Raw genomic sequence first — 23,226 nt, forward strand, 5'->3', positions numbered from 1 at the left:
CTCGACCTGGCCTGCGACCTCTACGTGACCCCCCTCACGGACTGACCACACCAGATCCGAAAGTCAACCCCGAGAGACTTCCAGGCAAGGCCACTAAGCCAGGCGGTGGCGGCGGCCGTTGTTCGCTCTGGCCGGCTCGAAGGGGATCGAGTCCGGCTGCTCCGTGCGCTGGCGGCGCTGCTGGACGATGCGGGTCGCCAGGATCGCCGAGGTCAGCAAGGCGATCGTCAAGGAGGTGCCCAGGACGTCCGAGGCGGGCTTCGACGGGCGGATGATCGGCTGGTCGCGCAGGGGAGCCGTGAGGTCCTGGGCGAAGGGGTTGGGCCACAGGAGGTCGATACGCGGCTCGTCGGTGTCAGCCGTCTGGATCTTGATCGGGCTCGCGGTCGTGTCCGGCTCGCGGGGATCGGTCTCGGGCGGTGTCGGGCCGTCCGTCGGGAGGGTCGTCGTCGAGTCCTTCTTCTCCCGCTTGTTCGGCTTCGCCGTCGGAGTGGGCTTGGCGGAGTCCTCGGGGGACGGGGTCTCCAGGACGTGTTCGGGGTCCTTGTTGCGCTGCTGGGCGTCCTGATGCTCGCAGGCCAGCACGGGGAGGCAGACCTCGCTGAGGGTGTTGGGCAGCAGTTCCTGGTCCGAGGGAGTCGGCTGGGGCTGCCCCGACCTGGTGGGGATCGTCGTCGGGACCGCGTCGCCCACCGTGCCGAGAAGATCGTCGGCAGTGCCGCCGACCTTCTTCGTCACGGGTTTGAGCTTGTCGCCCGTGAGGCTGTCGACCGTGCCGGTGACCGCTTCCACGACGTCGCACAGGCCGTTCGTCACCCCGGACAGCAGCCCGTCGCCGCGTTTGCAGTCGACCGCCTCGGCCAGCGCGGGCGAGGAGACGACCGGGATCGCGGCCAGCGCCAGCGCGAGAGCTCCAGCCGAGATCGCGGTCCTGCTGCCCATCCGTCCCCTCCTGCGTCGCTTACGGGGGAAATCTTTATGGACATCGACGGTGTGTCGCAGGCGTTTTCCGGCTAAAGTTGCGATTCGGTATCGACGCGTGACACGCGAGCATGACTCTCGTTCGCTCTCAGTCGAGCGACGACACGTCATCCAGGGCCTCACGTATCTCTCGCGGCAACACCACGTCCTCGGCGTTCAGTGCGCCGGCGAGCTGAGCGTGCGTACGGGCACCGACGATAGCGGAGGCCACGCCCGGCTGGTCGCGAACCCATGAGAGCGCCACCGCCAGCGGCGAGACCCCGAGCCCGTCGGCCGCGGTCATCACGGATTCGACCACACGACGGCTGCGTTCGTCGAGATACGGGCGGACAAAATCGGCGAAATGTGGCGTAGCGGCCCGCGAATCGGCCGGGATGCCCGTTCGGTACTTCCCCGTCAGAACCCCCCTGCCGAGCGGCGACCAGGCCATCACGCCCGCGCCCACGTGCTCGGCGGCGGGCAGCAGCTCGCGCTCCGGCTCGCGGGCCAGCAGAGAGTATTCGGCCTGGGCGGAGGTGATCGGGATGCGGCCCGGGATCGCCCGCTGCATGACCGCGGCGGCGGCCAGCTGCCAGCCGGCGTAGTCGCAGACGCCGGCGTAGACGGCCCGGCCCGAGGAGACGATCGCGTCGAGCGCCGCCATCGTCTCCTCCAGCGGCACCTCGGCGTCGTAGGTGTGCAGCTGCCAGAGATCGATGTAGTCGAGGCCCAGGCGGTTGAGTGAGTCGTCGACCGCGGCGATCAGATGGCGCCTGGAGGCGTCACGCGGCCGGCGGCCCGACGGCGTCACCACCGCCTTGGTCGAGATCACCAGCTCCGAGCGCGGCACCGAGTCGCGCAGCAGCCGGCCGAGCAGCCGCTCGGCGTCGCCGCCCGTGTAGACGTCGGCCGTGTCGACCAGGGTGCCGCCCGCGCTCATGAAGGTGCGCAGCTGCGCCGCCGCGTCGTCGGCGCTGGTGTCACGCCCCCAGGTCATCGTGCCGAGCCCCAGGCGGGACACCGACAGGCCGCTCCGGCCGACATAGCGCTGCTCCATGATCCCGCCAGGTTACCGCCCGGGTGCGTCAAACGCCGTGATCCACGCCTGCGACACTTGGTCGGTGACCACCCTCCTTCTCGCCCGCCACGGGCTCACCGCACTCACCGGGCCGGTGCTGGCCGGCCGCACTCCCGGAGTGCATCTGAGCGAGGCGGGCCGGGCGCAGGCCGCGGCGCTGGCCGGGCGCATCGCGGGCGTCCGGCTCGACGCCATCGTCTCCAGCCCGCTCGAACGCTGCCAGGAGACGGCCCAGGCCGTCGCCGAGGGGCGCGGCATGGCCGTACAGACCGATGAGCGGTTCGTGGAGTGCGGTTACGGAGCGTGGACGGGGCGGCCACTCAAGGAACTGGCGAAGGAGCCGTTGTGGCAGGTGGTGCAGGCGCACCCCAGCGCGGTGACATTTCCGGAAGGGGAGGCCTTGACGGAAATGCAACACAGGGCCGTGGCCGCCGTACGGGAGTGGAATCAACGCCTGGGGGAGAAGGGAGTCTACCTGGCGTGCAGCCACGGAGACGTGATCAAGGCCATCGTCGCCGACGCGCTGGGGCTCCACCTGGATCAATTTCAGCGGATAACTGCAGATCCCGGAGCTCTCACCGTCATTCGCTATGCCCCCTTGCGCCCCTTTGTTCTCAGGCTTAACGATATGGGGGAATTGCAGCTTCCCGAGGATTCGGAGGAGAAAGACGGGGGAGAAAAACTCTCCGGGAGCGATGCCGCCGTCGGCGGTGGACCCGGAACCACGTAAGGTCAGGCTATGCCGGTCTTCGACTACGACCCACCAGAGAGGTTCGTGGCCGGTGCCTTGGGGCAACCGGGCGCGCGAGCCTTCTTTCTGCAGGCCAGAGCCGAGGGCAGACTGACCACGGTAGCGCTGGAGAAGCTGCAGGTGGCGGCGCTCGCGGGCAGGCTGGACGAGCTGCTCGACGAGGTGCTGCGCCGCAGCGGGGGCACCGCGCACGTGCCCGCCATGGCGCCCGCCGACCTGACGGACGACAAGCCCCTAGAGGTGCCTGTCACGGAGGACTTCAGGGTCGGCACCATGGCACTGGCCTGGGATCCCGATACTTCACAGGTGGTGATCGAAGCGCAGGAGATCATCGACGAGGAAGCCGTCGAAGCACCCGAGCCCGCCATGCTGCGGGTGCGGATCAGCGCCGGGGTCGCCCGTGCGTTCACCCAGCGGGCGCTCCAGCTCGTCGCTGCGGGCCGACCGGCCTGTCCCCTTTGCGGGCAGCCACTCGACCCCGAGGGACACGTCTGCGTCCGCCTCAACGGCTATCGCGGGGGTGAGGCGACATCATGAGCGCTCCGGAGAGCGAACCGGCTACGAGGCCGCCGTCGCACCCGTCGCCCATGGAGGACGAGGAGGCGCTCAAGCTGCTGCGCGACGGCCGCCTGGAAGTGGCGGGCCGCCTCGTCGAGGCGACCAACATGACGCTCTACTGCTCGATCACGCTCGGTGAGCGCACCGCCGCCTGCGTCTACAAACCCGTACGCGGCGAGCGCCCGCTCTGGGACTTCCCCGACGGCACACTGGCCGCCCGCGAGGTCGCGGCGTTCGAGGTCTCCCAGGCGACCGGCTGGCAGATCGTGCCGCCGACCGTCCTCCGGGAGGGCCCGTTCGGTCCAGGCATGTGCCAGCTGTGGATCGACACCGAGCGTGAGGTCGACCTCATGCGCCTCGTACGCAGCCGCAACCCGGTGGTGCGGCGGATGGCGGTGTTCGACGCGGTGGTCAACAACGCCGACCGCAAGGGCGGCCACCTGCTGCCGCTGCCCACCGGCCACGTCTACGGGGTCGACCACGGCGTCTGCTTCTCCGCCGAGGACAAACTACGTACCGTGCTCTGGCAGTGGCGGGGCAAGCCGCTGGCCCGCGACGCCGTGACCACGCTGACCAAGCTGGAGCGCGACATCGAGTCGGGTCAGCTCGGCCGCAGGCTGCGCGAGTTGCTCACGCTCGCCGAGGTCGAGGCGACCTGGAACCGGATCAGGCGGCTGCTGGAGACCGGCCTGCACCCCTACCCCTCCCGCGAGTGGCCGGCCATCCCGTGGCCGCCCATGTAGACCGACGCGTCAACTGGCCATCCCCCGGCCGCTCATGGAAAACCGTTTACTACGCTTTGCCCTATGTGCACGGTGATCGTGAAGACGGGTCAGCCGCTGACGCTGATGGGCGTGCGAGACGAGTTCGCCGACCGGCCCTGGGAAGGGCCGGGAGAGCACTGGCCCGAACACCGCGGCGTGGTGGGCGGGCGCGACCTCAAGGCGGGCGGCACCTGGCTGGCCGTCGACCCCGCCCGGCGCCGCGCCGCCGCCCTCCTCAACGGGCACGGACGGCCCGCGGCCGAGGCCACCAAGATCTCCCGCGGCGACCTGCCGCTCCTCGCCGTCGCGGCCAATGACCTGCCCGATGTCGACCTGACCTTCTACGACCCCTTTCACCTGCTGCTCGCCGACCTGACGCGGGTGCGGCTGTTCAGCTGGGACGGGGAACGGCTCAGCGCCTCCGAGGTCCCCGACGGCACCAGCATGATCGTCAACACCGGTCTCAACCCGGAAGACGAACGGGTGGCCGCCTTCCGGCCGCGCTTCGAGAGCGCCGCGGACTGGCGCGAGCTCATCGCCGCCGCCCCCTCCTCCGACCCGGCGGCCCTGATCATCCGGCACGAGCTGCCCGACGGCCGCGTCTTCGCCTCGCTGTCGGTGACCCTGGTCACACTGGCGGCGGAGGGCGTGACGTACGAGTTCACGGACCTGACCGCTGATTCTGGACGGATAGGCTCAAAGGCATGAGATCGTGGTCTGCCCCCGCCATTCCCGCGCTTCCCGGTGAGAGCGTCCCACTGCGGCTCTACGACACGGCGGCCGGGCAGGTCCGGCAGAGCGACCCGGGTCAGACCGCCCGCATGTACGTCTGCGGCATCACCCCCTACGACGCCACCCACCTGGGCCACGCCAACACCTACCTGGCCTTCGACATGGTCGGCAGGGTGTGGCGCGACATGGGCCACGAGGTCCACTACACCCAGAACGCCACCGACGTCGACGACCCGCTCCTGGAGCGGGCCGAGCAGACCGGGGTCAGCTGGCAGGACCTGGCCGAACGGGAGATCGAGCTGTTCCGCACCGACATGGAGGCGCTGCGCATCGTGCCGCCGCGCGAGTACGTCGGCGTGACCGAGGTTGTCGGCCGGGTGGCCGAGCTCATCGCCAAGCTGGCGGCCAAGGGCGTCACGTACGACCTCGACGGCGACGTCTACTTCAGCGTGGCGGACGCGCCCAAGTTCGGGCAGGTGTCCGGCTACAGCGAGGAGCTCATGGTCGAGCTGTTCGGCGAGCGCGGCGGCGACCCCGACCGGCCCGGCAAGCGCCACCCGCTCGACTGGCTGCTGTGGCGGGCCGAGCGGCCCGGCGAGCCGTCATGGGAGTCGGCACTCGGCCGCGGCCGGCCCGGCTGGCACATCGAGTGCACCGCGATCGCCCTCGACAACCTGGGCGCCGGCTACGACGTCGCGGGCGGCGGCAGCGACCTGATCTTCCCCCACCACGAGTGCGGCGCCTCCGAGGGGCACGCGGCCACCGGGGAGTGGCCGTTCGCCAAGTTCTACACCCACGCCGGGATGGTGGCGCTCGACGGCGAGAAGATGTCGAAGTCCAAGGGCAACCTGGTCTTCGTCTCCAAGCTGCGGGGCCGGCACGACCCGATGGCGATCCGGCTCGTGCTGCTCGCCCACCACTACCGCGAGGACTGGGAGTACGTCCCGGCCCAGCTCGCCGCGGCCGAGGCCCGCCTCGCCAAGTGGCGCTCGGCGGCCGGGCTCGCCACCGCGCCAGAGGCGGGCCGGTTGCTGGCCGAGGTGCGCGAACGGCTCGCCGACGACCTCGACACCCCGGGCGCGCTGGCCGCCGTCGACGCATGGGTCGAGCGAGCCCTGTCCGAGGGCGGCTCGGACCCGGCGGCGGCGGCCCTGGCCCGCGACCTGATCGACGCCCTGCTGGGCGTCGCACTCTAGTCGTTCAGGTGCTCAGCCGGGCCAGCGGCTCGTCGGCGGACAGCTCCGCCGCGAGCCAGTCGATCGTCCGGCGCAGCCCCTCCGCCGCCGGGACCACGGCCCGCCAGCCCAGCCGTTCCGCCGCCAGCGACGTGTCGGGGCGGCGCACCCGGGGATCGTCCGCCGGTCGGTCGATGAACTCGATCGGCGACGACGACCCGGTCAGCTCCTTGATCAGCGCGGCCAGTTCTATCATGGTCAGCTCATCCGGATTGCCGATGTTGACCGGCCCGGCGAAGTCGCTGCCGGCCATGGCCAGGATGCCCGCCACCGTGTCGTCGACGTAGCAGATGGAGCGGGTCTGCGTGCCGTCCCCGGTGATCGTGATCGGCTCGCCGAGCAGCGCCTGCCTGATGAACGTCGGTATCGCCCGGCCGTCGAACGGCCGCATGCGCGGGCCGTAGGTGTTGAAGATGCGCACGATGCCGGTGTCGGTGCCGCGTGAGTGGCGGTAGGCGGTGGTCAGCGACTCGGCGAAGCGCTTGGCCTCGTCGTAGACGCTGCGTGGCCCGACGGGGTTGACGTTGCCCCAGTACGTCTCCCGCTGCGGGTGTTCGAGCGGGTCGCCGTACACCTCGCTGGTGGAGGCCAGCACGAACCGGGCGCCCTTCTCACGGGCCAGCCCCAGCGCGTGGAGGGTGCCGACGCTGCCCACCCGCAGCGTCTCGATCGGATAGCGCAGGTAGTCGGCGGGCGAGGCCGCGGAAGCGAAGTGCAGGACGAGGTCGAGCCGATCGGGTACGTGCACATACCCGGTCAGGTCGCACTCGATGATCCGGAAGGCCGGCCGGTCGATCAGGTGCTCGACGTTGCGCGGCCCGCCGGTGAGGAAACTGTCCATGCAGACCACCTGCGCCCCTTCGTCCAGCAGCCGCTCGCAGAGGTAGGAGCCCAGGAACCCGGCGCCGCCGGTGACCAATGCCCTCATGACGTGACCTCCAAGGCGGCGTCGACGACTTCGGAGACTTCGATCCTCAGCAGACCCGGGTCGGGCGCCGCGCCGTGCGGGTCGCCGTTGCGGCCCGCCCACAGCGCCACGTGCCGCCACCCCGGCGGCGGGCCCCACCGCGCGGGCGAGACCGGCCCGAACAGCACCACCGACGGCACGCAGAACGCCGTCGCCAGATGGGCGACGCCCGTGTCGCCGCAGACCACCAGCCGGGCCCTGCCGACCAGCTCGATCAGCCCCGCCAGGTCGGTACGCCCGGCCAGCATCCGCTCCGGCGGCAGCCCCGCCAGCTCGGCCACCTCGCGGGCCAGCGGCACCTCGGCCGCGTTCCCCGTGACGACCACGTCGCCCAAGGCGGCGGCGACGCGCGCGAACCGCTCGGGCGGCCAGCGCCGCGCCGGGTAGGCGGCCCCCGGGTGCACGATCACGGGTCCCGTCCGGTCGGAGAGGCCGAGCGTCAGATCCGCCGGATCGGCCTCGATGCCGTACCACCGCAGCAGGTCGCACCAGCGCCGCACCTCGTGCACGCCGTCGCGCCACGGCGGCCCGGTGCCGTGGCTGATCAGCCGTCCCGGATCGGTACGCCGCAGCGCCCCGACGCTCTGCGGGCCCCGGCCGTGCAGGTTGACCGCGATGTCCGGCCGGTCGAACGCGACCGGACCGGGGCCCGACACGTCGATCTGCGCGTCCACGGCCCCGGTCAGGGGCAGCAGGGGGCCGAGCCCGGCGGGCGCGGCCAGCGTGATCCGGTGCTCGGGGAAGCCCTGGCGCAGGGCGCGCAGCGCGGGTACGGCCGTGAGCAGGTCCCCCAGGCCCAGCCCGCGCAGCGCGAGGAGTTCTAGGGCCATGACGTCTCCGTGGAAGGGCAGACGACGAGCTCTCTCACCTCGCATCCGGCGGGCTGGGTGAGGGCGAAGACGATGGTCTGGGCGACGTCGGCGGGGTTGTTCAGGCCCGCCTCGGGCCCCGGCCGGTACTGTTCGGGACGGCCGTCGAAGAAGCCGGTCCGCATGCCGCCGGGGATCAGCAGCGTCACCCCCACCTGCCCGCGCAGCTCGACGGCCAGGGCGCGGGTGAACCCGACGACGCCGAACTTCGAGGCGCAATAGGCGGACGCGTCGCTCAGCGGGCGCAGCCCGAGCGTCGAGGCGCAGGTGACGACCTTGCCGCGGGAGCGCGTCAGGTAGGGCAGCGCCGCCCGTACGACCGAGGCCGTGCCCAGCAGATTGACCATGATCACCCGGTCCCAGTCGTCGGCGGGGACCTCGGCCAGCCGCCCGCAGGCGTCGATCCCGGCGGCGGTGACCACGGCGTCGAGACCGCCGGCCCGCTCGGCCAGCTCCGTGACGGCCCGCTCGGCTCGCGCCCGGTCGGCCAGGTCGGCGATCGCGTGCTCGACGTCCTGCTCGGGCTCCCGCACGTCCACGACCAGCGGCCGCCAGCCCTCCTTGCGCACCGCCTCGGCCGTCGCCAGGCCGAGCCCGGAGGCACCTCCAGTGATCAATATGTTCATCGGATCTCCCTGATGAGGTTGGTCGTCGACCGTCCCGGCAAGGTGCTGAGCACGACGGTCTCGGCGCCGAGCCGCCGCAGCACGGCGGACTCGGGCAGCACGTCGCCCTCGTAGTCGCCGCCCTTCACCCACACGTCGGGGCGGAGCCGCTCGATGACGGCGGCGGGTGTGTCCTCCTCGAACACCAGCACCGCGTCCACGCAGCCGAGCGCCCTGAGCACCTCGACGCGGTCGCGCGCGTCCACGACGGGCCTGGTGGGGCCCTTCAGCCTGCGCACCGACTCGTCGGAGTTGACGCAGACGACGAGCGCGTCGCCGAGCGCCCTGGCCCGCCGCAGCAGGCTCACGTGCCCCGCGTGCAGCAGGTCGAAACAGCCGCCGGTGGCGATCAACCGCCCGCCGTTCGCGTGGGTCAGCTCGGCCACCTCCAGCGCGGTGCGCGGCCGGTCGCCGAGCCGCTGCTCGGCCAGGCGGGCGCCGGGCCCGCGCTCGGCGCCGCCGACGGAGGCGGCACCGCCGCGTTCGATGAAGCGCGAGGCCGCGGCCACGCCGGTCGTGACCGCCTGCTGGGCGGCCGCGCCGCCGCCCAGCGCGAGAGCCGCGGCGCCGGCGAAGCGGTCGCCGGCCCCGCACACGTCCCGGACGGAGGCGAGGACCGGCGCGGGCACCCGCCTGGCCGGGCCGCCGCCCCGCAGCGCCAGGGCGGCGCCCCGGGGACCAAGCGTGACGGCCACCGCCTGGGCGCGCAGGTCGCGCAGCAGGTGGCGGGCCGCCTGGTCCGGCCCGTGGTACGGGTGCGAGCAGAGCTGCCTGGCCTCCGGCTCGCTGGGCGTCAGCAGCGCGCAGCCGGGCACCGGCTCCTCGCCCCTGGGATGCGGGTCCCACACGATCGGCGCCTCGGCCGCGCGCAGCAGCCCGCGCGCCACCCCGGCGACGCCCCGTCCGTAGTCGGAGACCAGTACCACGGCGGCGCGGCCGAGGGCCTCGGCCGTCTGGGAGCCGGGGGCGTACCCGGCTCGGCCGTTGCCCGTGTCCATCCTGAGCAGCGTCTGGTCCCTGGCCCGCACCCTGGTCTTGCGCACCGTGCCGCCGCGCAGCGGGAGGCGTACGAGATCGACCTCCGCCGACAGCAGCCCGCACAGGCGGCGGCCCGGCGGGTCGTCGCCTATGGCGGTGATCAGCACGACCTCGGCGCCGTCGCGGGCGGCCAGCAGCGCGGCCAGCCCCGCGCCTCCCGGGCGGGCGCGCTCGGCGGCGACGTCCAGTACGGGGACGGGCGCGTCGGGGCAGAGCCGTTCGGTCTCGCCCTCGATGTCAAGGTCGAGCAGAGTGTCGCCGACGACGACCAGGGGTCCCCTCATAGGGCCTCCTCGACCGCGTCGCACAGGAGGTGGATCATGGCGAGATGCACCTCCTGTACGGTGCACACCTCCTCGGCGGGCACGGCGACGGCCTCGTCGCACAGGGCGGCCAGCGGGTTCGGGGCCGGCCCGGTCATCGCCCACGCGATCACCCCCCGCTCCTGCGCGGCCAGTGCCGCGGCCAGCACGTTGCCGCTGCCGCCGCTGGTGGACAGGCACACCAGGACGTCTCCGGGACGGCCGTGCGCGCGTACCTGCCGGGCGTACACCTCCTCGGCGCCGAAGTCGTTGGCGATCGCCGTCATCGACGAGGTGTCGGCGTGCAGCGCTATCGCCGAGTACGGCGGCCTGTCGGCCCGGAACCGGCCGACCAGCTCGGCCGTGAGGTGCTGCGCCTCGGCCGCCGAGCCGCCGTTGCCGCAGGCCAGCAGCCTGCCTCCGGCGCCCAGCACCCCCGCGAGCTTGCCGCCCCACGCGCGGACCGTGGCCGCGTGGTCGTCGACCCTCGACAGGGCCCACCAGAGTTTCTCCAGATGCGTGTCCATGTTCAGCCCCCATAGTTCAGCTCGTTCAGCCCCCAAGAGCGGCGAGGCGGCCTACCTTGCCGTCGATCACCTGCGTGTACACGGCCTCGGTCTGCTGCGCGACGCGGGCCCAGCCGTACCTCTCCTGGGCGCGGCGTGCCCCGGCCGCGCCCAGCGCCCGGCGCCGGTCCTCGTCGGCGAGCAGGTCGCGCAGGGCCCTGGCCAGCGCGCGCGGGCGGCGGGGCGGCACCAGCACGCCGCAGCCCGCGACCGTGTCGAGGTGGCCGCCGACCGCGGAGGCGACGACCGGCACGCCGCACGCCATCGCCTCGACCGCCACCATGCCGAACGGCTCGTACCAGGGCACGCAGACCACCACGTCCGCCGAGCGCATGAGCGCGGGGACCCGCTCGCGGGGGACGCTGCCGATCACGTGCACCCGGTCGCCGACGCCGTATCCGGCCGCCAGCTCGCGCAGCCGCGCCGCCTCCTCGCCGTCCCGCTGACCGCCGGCGATCACCAGGTCGGCCCCGGGGAGCCCGCGCATGGCCTGGATCACGGTGTCGACGCCCTTGCGCGGCACCTGGCGGCCGATGCTGAGCACCATCGGACGCCGGGCGCCCACCGCCAGGCGCGGCGCGACCGGGCCGCGGGGGCAGAACTCGGTCAGGTCGACGCCGCACGGCACGACCGCGACGCGCTGCTCGGGCACGCCCATCGCGCGCAGCTCGTTCACCTCGTCGCCGCAGGTGGCGATCACTCTGTCGGCGTGGGCGCCGATCTCGCGCTCGGTCGCCAGGCGGTGTGCGGGGCTGGTGTCCGCGCGGCCCTGCCAGCGCCGCTTGACCGTGCCCAGCGCGTGGAAGGTCTGCACCACCGGCACGTCCTCGGTGGCCTGCAGGGCCGCCTGCCCGCTCATCCAGAAGTGCGCGTGCGCGACGTCGGGCCGGCGCACGGCCCAGCGGTCGGCGAGGCGGTCGGTGAACTCCGGCATGTACAGCGGGAGATCGTCCTTCGGGATCGGAACCGCGGGCCCGGCCGTGACGTACTCGACCGTGACGCCGGGCGCCAGGGGCGCCGAGTCCGGCTGGGCCGGATCGGAGCGGCGGGTGTGGACGACGACCGTGTGCCCGCGCTCTCCCAGCGCGACGGCCAGCGCGGCGACGTAGACGTTCTGGCCACCTGAGTCGACGCTGCCGATCGCGGCCAGGGGGTCCGCGTGTTCAGAGATCAGATCGACATTCACTGGTCAGCTCCCTCACTGCCTTGACCACCTGCTCGCTTGTCACCTGTGACAGACATGGGTGCCCGGGGATCGGGCACTCGCGTGCCCTGGTGTCCCGGCAGAGGGCTCGCTGATCGCCGAGGAGCACCGTGGGCACTCCGTAGGGGGCCCACCGGGCAGAGGGGACGACCGGGGCGAACAAGCTCACGACAGGCGTACCGACCGCGGCTGCCAGGTGCGCGGGGCCGGTGTTTCCCGCCACGAGCACGCCGGCCCGCTCAATGAGGGCTGCCAGCTGTGAAAGCGTCGTTCTTCCGCCGAGGTCGACCGCAACATCGTGGGCGACATAGGCGGTGAGCTCGCGCTCCTTGCCTGTCACGACGACCCGGTGCCCGTCTTCGGCCAGCTCCCGGACCGCCTGCCGATGCTGTTCGGCAGGCCAGGTCCTGGCGGGAGCTGACGTCCCCGGGTGCACCACTACGTACGCGCCTTCGCCGGCGCCTGTGCCGGTATCTACAAGGTTCCCGATAACGTGCCCGATATCCGGAAGGGGGCGCCGGACAGCGAGTTTTCCCTGATCATCGGGCGGCAATTCGAACCCGGCCGCCCGCGCGAGCGCGAGCATCCGCTCCGCCTCGGGCACGTCGCGGCTCTCGTCCACCACGTGACGGACGTCCAGGAGCGAGCCCGGGTAGTCCTCGCTGATCGCCGAGATCCGCCGTACGCCGGCCAGCCGCAGCAGCAGGGCGAGCGGCAGCGCCGACTGGTGGAACGAGGTCAGGATCAGCGCCTCGTCCACCCCTGTGACCTGCTGGACCAGCTCATTGACCCGGTCCATGTCCACCGGCGGCGGGTCGTGGTCGATCCACGGCGCCCGCCACTCGATCACCTGGTCGACGCCGGGCAGCAACTCGGCGGCGGCCCTGCCGCGCGGCCCGGCCAGCAGCACCACCTCGCGCGCGCCCGCCCGTACGGCGCGTACGGCGGGGCCGGCGAGCAGCACGTCGCCCGCGTCGTCCAGCCGGGCCACGAGCACCCGGCCCCGGTCCGGCCCGCCTCCTGGAGGCTGTCGGCGCGTGGACGGCTCCCGGTTGTTGGACGGCTTCCGGTTCGTGGTCGGCTCCTGGCACGCGGTCGGCTCCTGGTTCGTGGTCGGCTCCCGGTTCACGGTCGGCTCCTGGCGCGCGGTCGGCTCGGTCGCCGTGGCCGACGTCGTTAGGGCGCCCGGTACATTCATCGCCGGACCCTCCATTCCCCTCGCAGCCGGTGCGCGCAGGCGGTCGGCGGTATCGCCACGCTGGTGACGGCCATCCGCAGGACCTCCGCGGGGGTCCGCGGCCCCGGCGCGATCCGCGCCCAGGCGAACTCGGCGCTCAGCACGGCCCACCCGGCGGCGGCCAGAGCCGCGATCACGGCCAAGGGCCCCGGCCCGGCCGGCACGGTCGAGCGCCGCCTCCGCCCGGCCGGCACGGTCAGGCGCCGCCCCCGCATGGTCGGTACGGTCAGGCGCCGCCCCCGCACGGGCGGCACGCTTAGGCGCCGTTTTCGCCCGGCCTGGTCCCTGTTACGGGCCGCCCAGGCCGCCGTCAGGGTGGCCGCCGTCAGGGTGGCCGCGGTGCAGCCGAGGCCGGTGGTGAGGGCGTGGCGGCGCAGCCGGCCCGGCGCGCCGCCCAGCGCCGCCCGCCACGACGGCCCGTGCAGCCGCCGCATGAGCGCGTCGTCGGCGTTGCCGCGCTGGAACCGCACGCTCGACCAGAACCCGTCGTCGCGTACCGGGTGGACCGTCACCCGCTCGCCCCTGACCAGCCGGTGCCCCGCGCTGAGCATGCGCAGCGCGAGGTCGGCGTCCTCCCGGTAGGCGCGGGGGAAGCGTTCGTCGAACCCGCCGGTCGCCTCCAGGGCGCTCCTGCGGTAGGCCATGTCGGCGGTGATCCACTCCGCGGCGGACAGCCCGGCGGTGTTCCGCTCGGCGTCCGTCGGCCGGCGGCCGGGCGGCAGCGGCACCTCGACGCGGCCCTGGCTGCCCGCCACGTCATCGGTCAGCTCCGCGAGGTCCGCCCACACGGCCTCGGCCCAGCCCGGCCGCGGGACCACGTCGTCGTCGAGGAAGGCGACCCACGGCGTGTCCGCTGCCCGCCACCCTGCGTTGCGCGCCGCCGCGGACCCCCGGCCCCACGACCGCACGACCCGTACGCGCTCGGGCACCTCGAGCGGGCCCGCCCGGCTCGCTGGACGGTCGTCCACCACGATGACCGGCAGCCGGGTGCCCACGGCCGCCAGCGTGGCGCCCAGGCTGGGCCGTCCGATCGTGGGGACCACCACGGTGATCACGACGCGAACACCTGCCCGCGCCGCACCAGGTACGGCCCCAGGGCCAGCACCTCGACCGGCGAGGACCCGAAGCATTCCAGCGCGTCACGCGGATCGTCCACCATGGGCCGTCCCGCCGTGTTCAGGCTGGTGTTGACCACCACCGGCAGGCCCGTACGGGACTCGAAACAGGTCAGCATCCTGGCCAGCAGCGGATCCGCCGCGGGCGAGACCGTCTGGATGCGCGCGGTCCCGTCCACGTGCACCACTGCCGGTATGCGCTCCCGCCAGTCCGGATGGACGTCGTGCACGAACAGCATGTACGGCGAGGGCACCGGCCCCCGCCCGAAGATCTCCGCGGCCCGCGAGTCGAGCACCATGGGCGCGATCGGCCGGAACTGCTCCCTGCCCTTCACGTCGTTCAGCCGCTCGGTGTTGTACGGGAACCCGGGATGGGCGAGCAGCGAGCGGCGGCCCAGCGCCCGCGGGCCGTACTCCGAGCGGCCCTGGAACCAGGCGACGATCCGGTCGGCGGCCAGCTCGGCGGCGACCGCGGCGGCCAGGTCGGCGGGCCGCGAGTACGGCACCCGCGCCACCTCCAGCCAGGCGCCGAGCTCCTCGTCGGTGAAGCCGCGCCCCAGGTCGGCCCCGGGCATGGGCGCGGCCGGCTCCCCGTACGCCCGCGCCAGGTGCAGCGCGCCGCCCAGCGCGGTGCCGGAGTCCCCGGCGGCCGGCTGGACCCACATCTCCTCGAACGGCCCCTCGGCCAGCAGCCGGGAGTTGGCCACGCAGTTCAGCGCGACGCCGCCGGCCAGGGCCAGCCGCCGCTCGCCGGTGCGCTCGTGCAGCCAGCCGATCAGCTCCAGCAGCACCTCCTCCAGCCGCGCCTGCACGCTGGCGGCCAGGTCGGCGTGGTCGGCGGTCCACGGGGCGCCCCGAGGCAGGGCCTTGGCGTAGGTGTTCCAGTCGACGGGGTCGGTACGGAAGCCGCCGTCGCCGGTCGTCCGGACGAACTCGCGCAGCGACTCCAGGTGGCGCGGCCGGCCGTAGGAGGCCAGGGCCATCACCTTGTACTCGTCGCAGGAGCGCAGGAAGCCCAGGTGCTCGGTGACGTCCTCGTACATCAGCCCCAGAGAGTGCGGCAACTCCTGCGCGGCCAGCACCTCCAGCTCGCCGTCGCGGTAGCGGCCGGCCAGGTGCGAGACGTTCTCGCCGCGCCCGTCACAGACCAGCACCGCGCAGTCCCGGTAGGGCGAGGCGAGCCCGGCCGAGGCGGCGTGCGCCACGTGGTGGGGGACGTAGCGCACCTGGGCGGGGTCGAGGCCGGGCAGGGCGGTGGCCAGGAAGTTCGGCACCCGCACGGCGTACCTGGTGCGCAGGTCCTCCCAGTCGCCGTCGGGGCGCTGGCGGACCAGCGACGGGTCGTAGGAATAGGCGACCGCGTCCAGATCCTCGGGATGGAGACCCGCCTCGCGCAGGCACCAGGCGGCCGCCTGCTCCGGCAGCTCCCACGCCGAGAAGGGCAGCGGGCGCTTGCCGTGCTTGCGGCGGCTGAACCGTTCCTCCTCCGCGGCGGCGACGATCCGCCCGTCGGCGACCAGGGCGGCGGCCGGATCATGAAATATCGCGTTGATGCCGAGAAATCTCATTACGTTCCTCCCCCGGGACGTAGGGAGTGGCTACCGAGAGAAGCGGCTCTCAAACCTGGCCAACCCCTCTGTAGTGCGAAAACGGGCTGACGGTCCTGCGGTTGGTCACGCTGAGTAGTTGTTTGTGGAGAGGGCCCTCGGGTAGCTGGCTGACAGCGCGACGGAGGTGAAAGTTGTTCGAACAACGACGTCCCGGAGCGGTGCTCTTCGACCGGGACGGGACCCTGATCAAGGACGTCCCCTACAACGGCGACCCCGCCAGGGTCGAGCCGATGCCGGGCGCGCTGGAGGCGTTGGTGCGGCTGCGCCGGGCCGACGTGCCGGTGGCGGTCGTCACCAACCAGTCGGGCGTGGCCAAGGGGTTGCTCTCGCCGGATGAGATGGATCAGGTGAACGCCAGGGTCGAGGAGCTCCTCGGCCCGTTCGACGCGTGGGCCATCTGCGTGCACGACGACTCCGACGGCTGCACCTGCCGCAAGCCCGCGCCGGGCCTGGTGATCAGGGCGGCGGCCGTCCTCGACGTCAGCCCGCGCGACTGCGTCGTGGTGGGCGACATCGGCAGGGACATGGAGGCGGCCAAGGCGGCGGGTGCCAGGGGCATCCTGGTGCCGACCGGCGAGACCCGCAGGGAGGAGATCCAGCAGGCCGCCGAGGTGGCCGAGGACCTGTCCGACGTGGCGGATCGCGTGCTGAGCGCCGTCGCCCAGGCCGGCGAGGCGGCCCGCGTGAGCGCGGGCGCCGCGGTCTGGTCGCCGCTGGTGGGCTGGAGCCGTTGGTGAGGATCCTGCACTGGCATGTGCACGGCTCGTGGACCAGCTCCTTCGTACGCGGCGAGCACGACTACGTGCTTCCGCTCGTCCCCGGCCGGGGACCGGACGGCCGGGGACGGGCGAGGACCTTCGACTGGCCGGAGCGCGCCCGCGAGGTGGCCTGGGACCGGCTGCGCGAGGAGCACATCGACGTCGCCGTCTACCAGCGCCCGCACGAGCCCGAGCTGGCCCGCGAGTGGCTCGGCCGCGACGTGCCGGGCGTCTACGTGGAGCACAACACGCCCGCGGGCGACGTGCCGCGCACCCGCCATCCGCTCGCCGGCCGCGCCGACCTCACGCTGGTGCACGTCACCCACTTCAACGAGCTGTTCTGGGACAGCGGCAGGGCGCCCACCCGGGTTATCGAGCACGGCATCCCCGACCCCGGCCACCTCTACACCGGGGAGCTGCCCAGGGCCGGCGTGGTGGTGAACGAGCCGGTCCGGCGCACCCGGGTGGCGGGGACCGACCTGCTGCCCCGCTTCGCCGCCGAGGTGCCGCTCGACCTGTTCGGCATGGGGGTGGACGGCCTGCCGTACGGGGCCTACGACCTGCCGCAGGCGCGGATGCACGCCGAGCTGGCCAGGCGGCGCGTCTACCTGCATCCCTACCGGTGGACCTCTCTCGGGCTGGCCCTCATCGAGGCGATGACGCTCGGCCTGCCGGTCGTCGCGCTGGCCGTCACCGAGGCCGTCGAGGCGGTGCCGCTCGACGCGGGCGTGCTCTCGACCCGGGTGGACGTCCTGGCCGAGGCGCTCAGAGGCTTCGTCGAGGACCCGGAGCTCGCCGCTCAGACCGGCAAGGCGGCCCGCGCCGCCGCGCTGGCCCGTTACGGGCTGCCCAGGTTCCTGGCCGATTGGGATCGCCTTCTTGAGGATGTATGACCGGAAAAGTGATGGGTAGGGCCATTTGGCATGATGCCAATAGATTGGTCGCATAAGGCCGCCTGCCTGGTCGAAGACCCGGAATTGTTCTTCCCGATCTCGCCCGAGGGGCTGGGCCACGCCGAAGCGGAGCGCGCGAAAGTCATCTGCCGCGACTGCCCGGTACGTGAGCCCTGTCTCGACTACGCGCTCAGCACCGGACAGGCCTACGGCGTCTGGGGCGGCACCGACCCGTCGCAACGACGGGAGATCATCCTGACATCACCTCGGCGAGAAAGCGTTGGCGCTCGCCGTCCTCGAGGTGGTCGCTGAACAGCACGCCGTCGAGGTGGTCGACCTCGTGCTGCAGCACTCTGGCCAGCACACCCAGCGCCCGCACGGTCACGCCCTTGCCGAAGGCGTCGCGGCCCCGAGCCGTCACCATGTACGAACGTTCCAGCGGCCACCACAGGCCCGGCGCCGACAGGCACGCCTCGTCAGCCGTGACACGCCGCTCCGACAGCTCCAGCCGTGGATTGACCAGGCATCCCGACTTGCCGTCGTAGGAATAGACGATCACGCGTAGCGGCACTCCGATCTGGGGCGCGGCCAGCCCGGCGCGGCCGGCTCCCGCGCGCATCGTCGCGGTCAGGGACTTCACCAGCCCCCGGAGTTCGCGGTCGAAGTCGTGAACCGGCGCCGCCACCGAGCGGAGCACCGGATCGCTGAACATGCGAATAGGGCGGACTGTCACCGCAACTCCCCGATAGGCCGCGTGGTCTGCGGTGGTGCTTCCCACGCGCCTTCGGGATCAACCGCCAGGGTTCTGGGTTGTAGCACCGCGGTAACGGTTCTGGGTTGTAGCACAGCGGTAACAAAGGAGACCCAGCGGCGAAACCGCCCGAAAGCACTATCTCATCTGTGATCTCACTTCCGGCTCATGGACCTGTGATGTTTGGCCGGGCGCTCGGGGCCCGGCCAAGCCCACCACCACGGGGGGTGTCCGCGTGAACGCGCTTCCCCTCGACGACCCGGCGCGTGAGCTGGAGACGGCGCCGGACGCGCTGTCCGGCTTCACCGTCGGCGTGACCGCCACCCGGCGGCGCGAAGAGTTCGGCGCGCTGCTCGAACGGCGCGGCGCACGGGTGGTGAGCGCGCCCGCCATCAGGCTGGTGCCGCTCTCCGAGGACTCCGACCTGCTGGCCGCCACCCGGCTCAGCCTGGCCGGCCCGGTGGACGACGTGGTGATCACCACCGGCGTCGGCTTCCGCGGCTGGATGGCGGCGGCCGAGGGTTGGGGCCTGTCGGCCGACCTGGCCGACCACCTGACCAAGGCCCGCCTGCTCACCCGCGGCCCCAAAGCCAGGGGAGCGGTGCGCGCCGCCGGGCTGAACGACCACTGGACCCCCGCCACCGAGTCCTGCGAGGAGGTCAAGCAGTACCTCCTGGCCCAGGATCTGCACGGCCGCCGCATCGCGGTGCAGCAGCACGGCGAGCCGCTGACGGAGTTCGTCGAGGTGCTGCGGGAGGCCGGGGCCGAGGTGATCGAGATCCCGGTCTACCGGTGGCTGCCGTACCGCGACCCATCGCCGCTGCGCCGCCTCATCACCCAGACGCTCTCCGGCGCCGTGGACGCCGTGGCCTTCACCAGCGCGCCCGCCGTACACGCCATGCTCGGCGCCGCCCGCGCCGAGGGGCTGGAGGAACAGTTGCTGGCGGCGTTCGGCGACCGCGTCGTGGCGGCCTGCGTCGGGCCGGTCACCGCCGGGCCGCTGGTCACGCGTGGCGTACCTACCCTGCAGCCCGAAAGGTCCCGCCTCGGCGCCCTGGCCAGGGCACTGGCCAGGCACCTGCCCGAACACGGCGTCACCCGGCTCGTGGCGGGCGGGCACCGGCTGGAGATCCGCGGGCACGCGGTGGTCGTCGACGGCGAGCTCAGGCCGCTGCCGCCCGCGCCGATGGCCGTGCTCAAGCGCCTGGCCGACAAGCCCGGCAATGTGGTCTCCCGCACCGACCTGCGTACCGTGCTGCCGGGCAGCCTGTCGCGCGACTCGGCGGAGCACGCGGTCGAGATGGCGATCACGCGGCTGCGGCGCGCCCTGGGGCCCGCCGGGATCGTCGAGACGGTGGTCAAGCGTGGTTACCGGCTCGCCTGCAGCCACGAGACGGCGTCCCTGTGACGTCGTCGCCGCGGGCCACTCCCGCTTCTGGCGCGCCGATTCCGGGCGCGGCCGCACAGGTCGGTTCGAGCGCGTTGGTGCCGGTCGCGTCGGCAGAGGCCTCTTCGAGCGCTTTGGCGTCGGTTGAGGCTGCGGGGGCTGGTTCGAGCGCTTCGGTGCCGGTCGTGTCGGTGCGGGTCGGTTCGAGCGCGTCGGTGTCGGCTGCTTCTGTGCGGGTCGGTTCGGCCGTGCCCACGTTGGTTCTGGCCGCGCATGGGACGCGGAGTGCGGCGGGGGAGCGGTCTCTGGCCGACCTGGCGGCGGCGGTCAGGCGGGCGCGGCCCCGGCAGCGCGTGGAGTTGAGCTACCTGGAGATCAGCTCGCCCCTGCTGGCCGACGTGCTGCCCGCCGTCCCCGGGCCTGTGGTCGTGGTGCCGCTGCTGCTCGCCGGCGGCTACCACGTGCACATCGACCTGCCGAACGTCGTCGCCGAGCACCGCCCTGACGCGCTCGTCGCGCCGCCGCTCGGCCCGCACCGGCTGCTCACCACCGCGCTCGCCCGCAAGCTGGCCCGCGCGGGACTGGGCCCCGCCGACACGGTCATCCTGGGCGCGGCGGGCTCCTCGGACCCGGCCGGGCTCGCCGACGTCCGTGCCGCCGCCCACCTGCTGGCGGTACGGCTGGGCCGCCCGGTAACGGCCGCGTTCACCTCGGCGGGCAGCCCGTCACTCGGCGAGGCCGTGGAACGTCTCAGGTCGGGTCCGTTGCCAGGCGAGGCCGTGGAACGCCTCCGATCGGGTCCGGCGTCGCGCCTGGCGGTCGCCTCGTACCTGCTGGCGCCCGGCTTCTTCCACGGCCGCCTGGCGGAGGCGGGCGCGGACCTGGTCAGTGATCCGCTGGGAGCCGACCCGGCCGTGGTGGAGCTGATCTGGCACCGCTTCGACCAGACGACGACCCGGGCGGCCGTACCGAACACCTGGAGCGCCGTACAGACCGCTTAGTTCGGCTCACCCGCCGCCGACGGCGTCCCCGGCCATGACACTTCAGGGCCCGGGACACCCACGGCCGCGCACCCACGGCCGCGCACTCACGGCCGCAGCGCTCACGGCCGCGACGCCCGCGGTCCCGGCGCTCGCGATCCCGAGGGACGTGATTCGGACGGACGTGATCCGGCGTTCGGGATCCCTGACAGACGCGATTCGGACAGACGTGATCCGGCGCCCGCGATTTCGGGGCCCCGACTCCGCCTCCCACGATCCCCGACGCCGCAACTCCGGCACGTGCGATCCCGACGGACGCCATGGTCGACGGACGCCGTGGTCGGTGGTCGGTAGGGAGGGTGGGCGGTGCAGCCGGGGGAGTGTCAGGCAGGCGTGGGTTCGAGGCGGAGTTCGCGGACGATCTCCTGAGCGCCGGCGTCCCGGGACGGCCCCGCGTCGGCGCCCACGAACATCTCGATGTAGGCGTGGTGGAAGCACCCCGCCAGCAGCAGCCGGGCGGTGCCCTCCGGGTCGACGCCGGCGGCCACCCGTCCCAGACGCTGCTCGCCCTCCAGGTAGGCGGCCAGCGGGAGGATCTCCGCCATCGGCCCGAGTCCGTGATCGCGTACGGCCTGCCGGAAGCGGACGGTGACGGACGGCGAGGTGAACGCCGGCAGCGCCACGGCCTGCACATCCGTGTAGTAGTCGATGCCCGCCCGCACGATGGGCAGCAGGTTGTCGGTGACGCTGCCCCTCCCGACGCGGTGGGACAGTCCGTGCAGGATGCTGAGCCAGAGCGGGAGCCGGTCCTGCAGCAGGGCGAGGAAATGGTCCACGGAGCCGCCGGGACGGTCATCCCTGAGAGAGAGCGCCATCTCCAGGATGCGTCGCCGGGTGTCCTGACTCCTCTGGTGCGGGTCTACGTGGGAAGTCGCCATGGTTGGCCTAACGTGCGCAGTCACATGGGGAGGTTCGCGTGGGGAGGTTCACGTCGGGAGGTTCGCGTGGAGAGGTTCGTGTGGGTAGGTGCATGCAACGTGGCATTCGCGGCCGGGGTCCTCGTGACGAGCCGGTCCTGGGGTTCCAACTTGGTGCAAAGTTGTATAGCTACTGATTATTACCTGAAACTTCCAGAAAGTTCGGTAAACAAAGGCTGCGAGTCAGCTGTCAGTGTCGCGGTCCCGGCGCCGCAGGTAGCGCTCGAACTCGGCGGCGATCGCGTCGCCGCTGGCCTCGGGCAGCTCGGCGGCGTCCTTGCGCTCCTCGAGCTCCTTGACGTATTCGGCCACCTCGCTGTCCTGGGAGGCGAGCTCGTCCACGCCGTTCTCCCAGGCGCGGGCCTCCTCGTCGAGATCGCCGAGCGGCATCGGGATCTCCAGGAGGTCTTCGAGGCGGCGCAGCAGCGCCAGCGTGGCCTTAGGGTTGGGCGGCTGGGCCACGTAGTGCGGCACCGACGCCCACAGCGAGACGGCGTCGAGGCCGGCGTCGCCGAACGACTGCTGGAGCACGCCCACGATGCCCGTGGGACCCTCGTAGCGGCTCAGCTCCAGGTTGGTCGAGCGGGCCAGGTTTTCGTCCGTGGCGCCGCCCAGGATCGGCACGGGGCGGGTGTGCGGCGAGTCGTTGAGCAGCGCGCCGAGCATCACGGCCAGCTCGACGCCGAGCTCGCGGCAGACCTCGATGATGTCGGCGCAGAACGACCGCCACCGCATGTTGGGCTCGATGCCGCGCAGCAGCACCACGTCACGCTCGACGCCCGGCGGCCGGGCGCGCAGCAGCCGCGTCGTCGGCCAGATGATGGAGCGGGTCAGCCCGTCGCCCATCTCCACGACGGGCCGGGTGACCTGGAAGTCGTAGTAGTCGTCGGGATCCAGCTCGACCAGCGGCTCCGCCTTCCAGGCGGACTCGAGGTGGGCGATCACACCACTGGATGCCTCGCCGGCGTCGTTCCACCCTTCGAACGCGGCTATGAGCACCGGGTCGACGAGCTCGGGGAGCCTTTCGAACTCGATCACGTGTCGCCTCCTCTCTCCGCTGTCCAGCTAAGCCTATGCGGTGAGGAGGCGGTCATGTCACGGAGTAACGATGATCAGTCATCGTCGCGGAGCGACCGGTCAGACGCCGCCACGCGCCGACGGCCCGGGCGCCCTCAGGTCAGGCGCTCGCACTCGGTACGGGTGAGGGTCAGGCGCGGAGAAAGCCGGATGCTCGGACTCGGTACGGGGTGAGGGCCAGGCGCGGAGAAAGCCGGACGCTCGCACTCAGTACGGGGTCAGGCGCGGCCGCCGGGGGTGCTGTGGACGATCAGCACGTCGCAGGAGGCGCGGTGGGCCACGTGCGAGGGCACCGAGCCGAGCAGCCGCCCCGCCAGGCTGTTGAGCCCGCGGTTGCCGACGACCAGCAGGTCCGCCTCGTGCGCGGCGGCCAGCGTGATGAGTACGTCGACCGCGTCGCCCTCCTCCGCCGCCAGGACGACCTCGGTCGCGCCGGCGGCGACGGCGTGCTCGCGGGCGGCCCTCAGGGCGTCGTCGGCGGGGGTGGAGCCGCTCACCTTGTAGGCCAGGTCGCCGAGCCGGTCCGCGGCGGCGGCCCGCTCGCCGGCCCGCATGGGCAGGTACGCGCACGCCAGGACGAGGGTGGCGCCGGTCGCGCCGGCCAGGGACGCCGCCGCGGAGACGGCGCGGAAGGAGGAGGCGGAGCCGTCGGTGCCGGCCAGCACGGTGCGGTAGGCCATCGGGAACCCCTATTAGACATTTGGTCAAATTGTCTTCTTGGCAGAATAGCCGTCCGCTCAAGCCTTTCTGCA

25 protein-coding genes are annotated in these 23,226 nt (G+C 72.7%); 10 read left to right on the forward strand and 15 right to left on the reverse strand.

The annotated features are described in order from the left end of the window. Positions 1 to 93: 93 nt before the first annotated feature. Both AB0C30_RS31890 and AB0C30_RS31895 read right to left on the reverse strand, forming a co-directional pair. Complete coding sequence (locus tag AB0C30_RS31890; RefSeq protein ID WP_357951623.1) at positions 94 to 942, reverse strand: hypothetical protein; 849 nt, start codon at positions 940 to 942, stop codon at positions 94 to 96. A 127-nt stretch (positions 943 to 1,069) separates the two neighbouring features. Further along, a complete protein-coding gene (locus AB0C30_RS31895; protein WP_357951625.1) occupies positions 1,070 to 2,017 on the reverse strand; it encodes an aldo/keto reductase in 948 nt (315 codons plus the stop codon). A gap of 64 nt (positions 2,018 to 2,081) precedes the next feature. On the opposite strand from AB0C30_RS31895, the gene AB0C30_RS31900 reads away from it, so the two are divergent. The 5 genes from AB0C30_RS31900 (at position 2,082) to mshC (ending at position 6,039) form a co-directional block, all read left to right on the forward strand. Further along, the gene (locus AB0C30_RS31900) at positions 2,082 to 2,768 is read left to right on the forward strand and encodes an MSMEG_4193 family putative phosphomutase (RefSeq protein WP_357951626.1); all 687 of its coding nucleotides are present in this window, start codon (positions 2,082 to 2,084) and stop codon (positions 2,766 to 2,768) included. 9 nt (positions 2,769 to 2,777) lie between these two features. After that, entirely contained in the window at positions 2,778 to 3,326 is a 549-nt protein-coding gene (locus AB0C30_RS31905) for a DUF3090 domain-containing protein (RefSeq protein WP_219528509.1), read from the forward strand. Further along, positions 3,323 to 4,090: an SCO1664 family protein gene (locus tag AB0C30_RS31910; protein WP_357951628.1), complete on the forward strand. Its 768-nt coding sequence runs from the start codon at positions 3,323 to 3,325 to the stop codon at positions 4,088 to 4,090. Before AB0C30_RS31905 ends, AB0C30_RS31910 begins: the two co-directional genes overlap by 4 nt. A gap of 63 nt (positions 4,091 to 4,153) precedes the next feature. After that, a complete protein-coding gene (locus AB0C30_RS31915; RefSeq protein ID WP_357951630.1) occupies positions 4,154 to 4,819 on the forward strand; it encodes an NRDE family protein in 666 nt (221 codons plus the stop codon). After that, the gene (mshC, locus tag AB0C30_RS31920) at positions 4,816 to 6,039 is read left to right on the forward strand and encodes a cysteine--1-D-myo-inosityl 2-amino-2-deoxy-alpha-D-glucopyranoside ligase (RefSeq protein WP_357951632.1); all 1,224 of its coding nucleotides are present in this window, start codon (positions 4,816 to 4,818) and stop codon (positions 6,037 to 6,039) included. Before AB0C30_RS31915 ends, mshC begins: the two co-directional genes overlap by 4 nt. Positions 6,040 to 6,043: 4 nt before the next feature. Here mshC and AB0C30_RS31925 read toward each other — a convergent pair whose 3' ends face one another. From AB0C30_RS31925 to AB0C30_RS31965, 9 genes are read right to left on the reverse strand one after another with little or no spacing between them, the layout of a single operon-like run. Next, on the reverse strand, positions 6,044 to 7,006 hold the full coding sequence (locus tag AB0C30_RS31925; protein ID WP_357951634.1) for a UDP-glucuronic acid decarboxylase family protein: 963 nt from the start codon (positions 7,004 to 7,006) through the stop codon (positions 6,044 to 6,046). Next, positions 7,003 to 7,875 carry a glycosyltransferase family 9 protein gene (locus AB0C30_RS31930; RefSeq protein WP_357951636.1) on the reverse strand — a complete coding sequence of 291 codons (873 nt, stop codon included), beginning with the start codon at positions 7,873 to 7,875 and terminating at the stop codon, positions 7,003 to 7,005. The genes AB0C30_RS31925 and AB0C30_RS31930 overlap by 4 nt, the downstream gene beginning before the upstream one ends. Next, the gene (locus AB0C30_RS31935; protein WP_357951638.1) at positions 7,866 to 8,540 is read right to left on the reverse strand and encodes an SDR family oxidoreductase; all 675 of its coding nucleotides are present in this window, start codon (positions 8,538 to 8,540) and stop codon (positions 7,866 to 7,868) included. Before AB0C30_RS31935 ends, AB0C30_RS31930 begins: the two co-directional genes overlap by 10 nt. Further along, positions 8,537 to 9,901, reverse strand: a complete 1,365-nt coding sequence (locus AB0C30_RS31940; RefSeq protein ID WP_357951640.1) for a PfkB family carbohydrate kinase — start codon at positions 9,899 to 9,901, stop codon at positions 8,537 to 8,539. The genes AB0C30_RS31935 and AB0C30_RS31940 overlap by 4 nt, the downstream gene beginning before the upstream one ends. Then, positions 9,898 to 10,446 carry an SIS domain-containing protein gene (locus tag AB0C30_RS31945; RefSeq protein WP_357951642.1) on the reverse strand — a complete coding sequence of 183 codons (549 nt, stop codon included), beginning with the start codon at positions 10,444 to 10,446 and terminating at the stop codon, positions 9,898 to 9,900. The genes AB0C30_RS31940 and AB0C30_RS31945 overlap by 4 nt, the downstream gene beginning before the upstream one ends. 25 nt (positions 10,447 to 10,471) lie before the next feature. Then, a complete protein-coding gene (locus AB0C30_RS31950) occupies positions 10,472 to 11,671 on the reverse strand; it encodes a glycosyltransferase (protein WP_357951644.1) in 1,200 nt (399 codons plus the stop codon). Further along, positions 11,649 to 12,887: a glycosyltransferase family 9 protein gene (locus AB0C30_RS31955; RefSeq protein ID WP_357951646.1), complete on the reverse strand. Its 1,239-nt coding sequence runs from the start codon at positions 12,885 to 12,887 to the stop codon at positions 11,649 to 11,651. The genes AB0C30_RS31950 and AB0C30_RS31955 overlap by 23 nt, the downstream gene beginning before the upstream one ends. Next, entirely contained in the window at positions 12,884 to 13,981 is a 1,098-nt protein-coding gene (locus AB0C30_RS31960; protein WP_357951648.1) for a glycosyltransferase, read from the reverse strand. Before AB0C30_RS31960 ends, AB0C30_RS31955 begins: the two co-directional genes overlap by 4 nt. Next, on the reverse strand, positions 13,978 to 15,609 hold the full coding sequence (locus tag AB0C30_RS31965; protein ID WP_357951650.1) for a carbamoyltransferase C-terminal domain-containing protein: 1,632 nt from the start codon (positions 15,607 to 15,609) through the stop codon (positions 13,978 to 13,980). Before AB0C30_RS31965 ends, AB0C30_RS31960 begins: the two co-directional genes overlap by 4 nt. A gap of 173 nt (positions 15,610 to 15,782) precedes the next feature. On the opposite strand from AB0C30_RS31965, the gene AB0C30_RS31970 reads away from it, so the two are divergent. Genes AB0C30_RS31970 through AB0C30_RS31980 form a run of 3 tightly spaced genes read left to right on the forward strand, consistent with a single transcriptional unit; the run spans position 15,783 to position 17,614 of the window. Next, the gene (locus AB0C30_RS31970; protein ID WP_357951652.1) at positions 15,783 to 16,388 is read left to right on the forward strand and encodes an HAD family hydrolase; all 606 of its coding nucleotides are present in this window, start codon (positions 15,783 to 15,785) and stop codon (positions 16,386 to 16,388) included. Continuing rightward, complete coding sequence (locus AB0C30_RS31975) at positions 16,385 to 17,302, forward strand: glycosyltransferase (protein ID WP_357951654.1); 918 nt, start codon at positions 16,385 to 16,387, stop codon at positions 17,300 to 17,302. Before AB0C30_RS31970 ends, AB0C30_RS31975 begins: the two co-directional genes overlap by 4 nt. Positions 17,303 to 17,335: 33 nt before the next feature. Then, positions 17,336 to 17,614 (forward strand): WhiB family transcriptional regulator, encoded by a 279-nt coding sequence (locus tag AB0C30_RS31980; protein ID WP_357952182.1) that lies wholly within the window; start codon positions 17,336 to 17,338, stop codon positions 17,612 to 17,614. Here the strand turns inward: AB0C30_RS31980 and def are convergent. After that, the gene (gene def, locus AB0C30_RS31985) at positions 17,553 to 18,035 is read right to left on the reverse strand and encodes a peptide deformylase (RefSeq protein WP_357951656.1); all 483 of its coding nucleotides are present in this window, start codon (positions 18,033 to 18,035) and stop codon (positions 17,553 to 17,555) included. The two genes, AB0C30_RS31980 and def, sit on opposite strands and share 62 nt — an antisense overlap. Before the next feature lie 253 nt (positions 18,036 to 18,288). Here def and AB0C30_RS31990 point away from each other — a divergent pair, with 253 nt between their 5' ends. Both AB0C30_RS31990 and AB0C30_RS31995 read left to right on the forward strand, forming a co-directional pair. Continuing rightward, entirely contained in the window at positions 18,289 to 19,461 is a 1,173-nt protein-coding gene (locus tag AB0C30_RS31990; RefSeq protein WP_357951658.1) for a uroporphyrinogen-III synthase, read from the forward strand. Between the two features lie 227 nt (positions 19,462 to 19,688). After that, a complete protein-coding gene (locus AB0C30_RS31995) occupies positions 19,689 to 20,441 on the forward strand; it encodes a CbiX/SirB N-terminal domain-containing protein (RefSeq protein ID WP_357951660.1) in 753 nt (250 codons plus the stop codon). A 362-nt stretch (positions 20,442 to 20,803) separates the two neighbouring features. Here AB0C30_RS31995 and AB0C30_RS32000 read toward each other — a convergent pair whose 3' ends face one another. The 3 genes from AB0C30_RS32000 to AB0C30_RS32010 form a co-directional block, all read right to left on the reverse strand. Beyond that, complete coding sequence (locus AB0C30_RS32000; protein WP_357951661.1) at positions 20,804 to 21,295, reverse strand: hypothetical protein; 492 nt, start codon at positions 21,293 to 21,295, stop codon at positions 20,804 to 20,806. A gap of 285 nt (positions 21,296 to 21,580) precedes the next feature. Then, on the reverse strand, positions 21,581 to 22,435 hold the full coding sequence (locus tag AB0C30_RS32005) for a PAC2 family protein (protein WP_357951663.1): 855 nt from the start codon (positions 22,433 to 22,435) through the stop codon (positions 21,581 to 21,583). Positions 22,436 to 22,692: 257 nt separating this feature from the next. After that, the gene (locus AB0C30_RS32010) at positions 22,693 to 23,154 is read right to left on the reverse strand and encodes a universal stress protein (protein ID WP_357951664.1); all 462 of its coding nucleotides are present in this window, start codon (positions 23,152 to 23,154) and stop codon (positions 22,693 to 22,695) included. Positions 23,155 to 23,226 lie beyond the last annotated feature (72 nt).

It is taken from the genome of Nonomuraea sp. NPDC048901, assembly GCF_040649695.1.
GTDB lineage: Bacteria > Actinomycetota > Actinomycetes > Streptosporangiales > Streptosporangiaceae > Nonomuraea.